The organism is Candidatus Planktophila sp. (assembly GCF_046070465.1).
In the GTDB taxonomy this organism is placed as follows: Bacteria; Actinomycetota; Actinomycetes; order Nanopelagicales; family Nanopelagicaceae; genus Planktophila.
In genome coordinates, this window is record NZ_JBJTMK010000134.1 from 1 (window position 1) to 4,442 (window position 4,442).

Sequence of the window (4,442 nt, forward strand, 5' to 3'; positions counted from 1 at the left end):
CGCCGACCGCGCCAGCCGCGTACTCAAGCAACTGCCTGCGCCACTCTGTGATCTGGTTGGCGTGCACCTCGAATTGCTTGGCCAGCTCCGCAAGGGTCTTGTTTTCCGTCCAAGCCGCCAACGTCACCTGCGCCTTGAACGCCGGCGTGTGCGTGCGGTGGGCGCGCCGAGCTGATCTCATTGCCATCGAATACTCCTGTCGCCAGTCTTTCGAAGCCGGCATCATGCACGGAGTTTCCACTCAAGAGGCTGTTCAGTTGCTGAGCCACTTCTATTCGCTCGTGCAAATCGCGACCCCCAACGCCTTGCTCGCACGGGGTGAGTGCAGCCCACTCGACATCCACTACTGCGAGCAATCAACTGGAGCAGTTTCTGGCCGGCGCGATCGCTGAATACACAAGTCCCGTGGTCGCTGCTGCAGTGGGAGGTATCACAACACTGTTTGCGGCGGTGCTTTGCATGCGCGCGTTCCCGCAGTTGGCACGTAGGAAGACGTTAACCCAAGCCCAGCGCGTTTGTTGCGGCTGAGACCATCTTGTATTGGCGTTTCTGGCGAGCGCAGCGTCACCCGACTGCCGTCAGCGTCAGGCTGCCTGCGTCTGCCCCACGCGGAAACACTGGTGCGCACAGTAATCGACCAGCGCGTCGATCTCTGTCGACTTGTCGAACACGGCATCCACACCCAGCTGCGCGCAACGCTTCCTCACGCTCGAGTTGATGTAATTGCTAAAGACCACTATCTTCTGGTTCGGCCGCGCACGCTTGACGCACTGGGCCACATGCATCCCGCTGCCCTGTTTGAGGAACAGGTCCACGATCAAGACGTCCCACTCGCTGCCGTGCTTTTCGATCCAGCGCAGGGCATCGTCTTCAGTCGCGCTCGTTCCCATCACTTTCACGCACGTCAATTCCTCCAGCGTCCCGATCAGGTTTTCACGGATGGTGGGGTTATCTTCGATGACGAACGTTTGCAGATGCACGGGAACTCGGATGGAGACGGATGGGGTGGGACTCTCATGATGGGGGCCGATATCGCACCTGAGCAGGGAGACGACGGGGTCTCCTCGTTTTCAGTGCAATAAGTGACGGTACGCAAAGCTAGCACTGGCGCGGGGGTGGTCTGGGTAGACCGTTGATTTCATTGACTTTCCTGTTCGCTTTGTAAACGGGTATGGTGGCCTCCCACTTTTGAGGTTCACGATGCAGGGTTGGCACACAACGTTTTTGGGGATGCGTGGGCTCCCCCGCGATATCAGCGACTTCGAGATGAAGGCATTTTTCACCTTCGATGGTGCCGAGCGCGACGCAATCAATGCACGCCGAGGTGATTCCCACAAGCTTGGTCTGGCGCTCCATATTGGTTTCCTGCGCATGAGTGGGCGTTTGCTCGGTGCCTTTCGGGTAATTCCAGTAGCCTTGTGGCGCCACCTTGGCAACGAGCTTGGCATTGCAGCACCAGAAGTCGCCTCGCTGAGAGCCATGTATGAACGCGGGCGCACGCTATTCGATCACCAACAAGTAGCCTGCACGGTCCTTGGATTCCAGTGGATGAGCGAGCACCAGCGCCGCTCACTGGTACGTGAACTGCGCGACGAAGTGGCGCGCTGCGCCGACCGCGATCAGCTACTCGTGCGGGCGCGTCAATGGCTGTACAAGAACAAGCTGGTGATCGTGCACGAGCGGGCAATTCGGACACTGATTGCGGCGGCACTTGCCCAGCTTGAAGTTGAAACAGGCACCGCCATCGCCGCCAGCGTTGATCCAGCAACACTTGATCGCTGGCGAGCCTCAGTTTCAGAGCTGCGCCCAGATGGACAAACCCAGCAGAGTTGGCTATGGGCTGCACCGGCGAAACACTCAACCCGCCAAATCAGCGAGGTACTGGAGCGCATCGACCTGCTTTACACGCTGGACGTTCATAAGCACCTGGCAGACATCCCCGATCTCATCTTGCGCCGCTACGCGCGCCGACTTGTCTCCAGGCCGCCCTCAGCCGGAGCCAAGATCAAAGAGCCAGCGCGCACCGTGGAGGTCGCATGCTTTCTTCGGTATTGCCTGTTCACCACCACAGACCAGTTGATCCTTATGGTGCAGCGCCGGATCGCCGATCTGTGGCGTCAGGCTGCCGCCGATGTCCCCGCTACCGTCAATTGGGCCGCAATGTACAAAACGCTGCTCGGCGAACTTGTTGCCTTGAGCGCGCAAGGTGCGGTGCCAGATGCTGAGTTGCGTGCCCGTCTTGAAGCCTTGATCACCGAAACCCAGAAACGCAAACCACCGAGCAGGGCCTCCCTGGTCCGCGAGGGATTGATTGATGGAATTCGCCCCGTGCGGTCGTTGCTCGTCGCCATTGCAAAGCTGCCCTGGCAGGCCACCGGCGAGCATCCTGCCATCGAGTACCTTGCCAAGCTGCAAGCTTTATATCTCAAAGGATCCAGAAAGCTGCCAGTTGAAGTGGTGGCACCAAGTCTGGGAATGATCTGGCAGGTTTCGATCTCCAGCCCAGACCGGGAACGGGCGTTTCAGGCGTTGGAGGTGGCCACCCTGTTTGCCCTGCGCCGCGCGGTGCGCAATGGCTCGGTCTGGATTGAGCACAGCCTGAGCTTTCGGGGTCGTGCGCGCTTGTTCTTCACGGACGAGCGTTGGCAGGCAGAGTCCAAGAAACACTATGCCCGTCTATCGTTACCCAGCAAGGCTGCCACTTTCTTGAAGCCTTTGCTGGCCAGAGTAACTGCCGGTGTCGATGCGGTGGCCGCTGCAGCCCGCAGTGGCGTACTGCGCGTGGATGATGAACTCCATTTGTCGCCATTGCCCGCAGAGGACGAAGACCCAGAAGTGACCAAGCTGCGCGCGGCTTTGGATCACCGCATCGGTGAGGTTCAATTGCCGGAAGTGATTCTGGCCGTTGACGCCCAGGTGCGCTTTAGCTGGATCATGCTCGGACGTGAGCCGCGCTCTACCGACGAGCTGCTGATGGTCTATGCCGGCATCATGGCCCACGGCACCAGTCTGACTGCGGTCGAATGCGCGCGCATGATTCCGCAATTGTCTGCCACCAGCATTCGCCAGGCCATGCGCTGGGCGCGGGACGAACGGCGTCTGAGCCAGGCCTGCCAGGCTGTGCTGGAATTCATGCAGCGACACCCGATTGCCGCCACCTGGGGGCGGTCCGATTTGGCATCTTCTGACATGATGACCATGGAGACCACCAAACGGGTGTGGCAAGCCCGGCTTGATCCTCGGCGCAACACACCTTCCATTGGAATCTACTCCCATGTAAAAGACCGGTGGGGCATCTTCCATGCGCAGCCCTTTGTGCTCAATGAGCGCCAGGCGGGCGTGGCCATTGAAGGTGTCATCCGCCAAGAAAAGCTGGAGACCAGCCAGCTTGCTGTGGATACCCATGGCTACACCGACTTTGCCATGTCACATGCCCGTTTGCTTGGTTTTGATCTTTGCCCGCGGTTGAAGGAACTCAAACAGCGCCACCTCTTTGTGCCACGCGGCACCAAAGTGCCCGCAGAAATCGCTGCGGTGTGCGAAGCCAATGTCGACGTCGCTTTGATCGAAAAGCATTGGGATAGTCTGGTGCACCTGGCAGCCTCGGTCATGAGCGGACATGCCAGTGCGGTGGCAGCTCTTGCGCGGTTCGGTTCTGCCGCCCAGGGCGATCCAATCTATGAGGCTGGCGTGCAATTGGGGCGGTTGCTGCGTACGGCGTTTTTGGCTGACTACTTTGTCAAGGACGCTTTCAGGAACGAGTTGCGCCGGGTGCTCAATCGGGGCGAGGCTGTTAACGCCCTCAAGCGCGCCATTTATACCGGCCGGATCAGCCCGGCGCAGGCCAAACGTGTCGATGAAATGCAGGCTGTGGCCGATGCGTTGAGCCTGATGGCCAACATCGTGATGGCGTGGAATACCTCACAGATGCAGGCGGTCCTGGATCGCTGGTCGAACCGCCGCCAGGTCATTCCACCGGAACTGATCGGGAAGATTGCGCCCACCAGGCTGGAGAGCATCAACTTGCGGGGTGTGTTTCGCTTCCCGGTTGACCGCTATGCTGACCAAATCCTGCCTTCGCGGCCAAATGCATCGATAACTGGCACCAATGGATGAAACCGACCACGGTTTGACGCCACGAATCGCAGATTTGAAAGTGAACAGGAAAGTCAATGAAATCAACGATCTACCAACACCACCTCCGCGCCAGTGCTAGCTTTTCGTACCGTCACTTATTGCACTGAAAACGAGGAGACCCCCTATCGCGAGGCGGTGGCTGGATCCGCGCCGGGGGTTCTCGCCGGTGTGCTGTTGCTACAGTGGCTGAGCGCAAACGTCAAGACCGTATTGGGCGTGCTGCTCGGCGTGACCATCTTCGCGTGCGCGATCACCATGTTGCGGCCGGGAAACGTGCTGCCAGTACGGTCCAGCGGCATCTGGTT

The 4,442-nt window shown here is 59.4% G+C and carries 3 protein-coding genes; 1 reads left to right on the plus strand and 2 read right to left on the minus strand.

Features of this window, described 5'->3' with window-relative positions:
- The coding region (locus tag ACKOVI_RS06110) for a transposase (RefSeq protein ID WP_509603204.1) at positions 1 to 181 on the minus strand (181 nt) is incomplete at its 3' end.
- Between the two features lie 403 nt (positions 182 to 584).
- Entirely contained in the window at positions 585 to 980 is a 396-nt protein-coding gene (locus ACKOVI_RS06115) for a response regulator (RefSeq protein WP_509603203.1), read from the minus strand.
- 220 nt (positions 981 to 1,200) lie between these two features.
- On the opposite strand from ACKOVI_RS06115, the gene ACKOVI_RS06120 reads away from it, so the two are divergent.
- A complete protein-coding gene (locus ACKOVI_RS06120) occupies positions 1,201 to 4,116 on the plus strand; it encodes a Tn3-like element IS1071 family transposase (RefSeq protein WP_003158660.1) in 2,916 nt (971 codons plus the stop codon).
- Positions 4,117 to 4,442 lie beyond the last annotated feature (326 nt).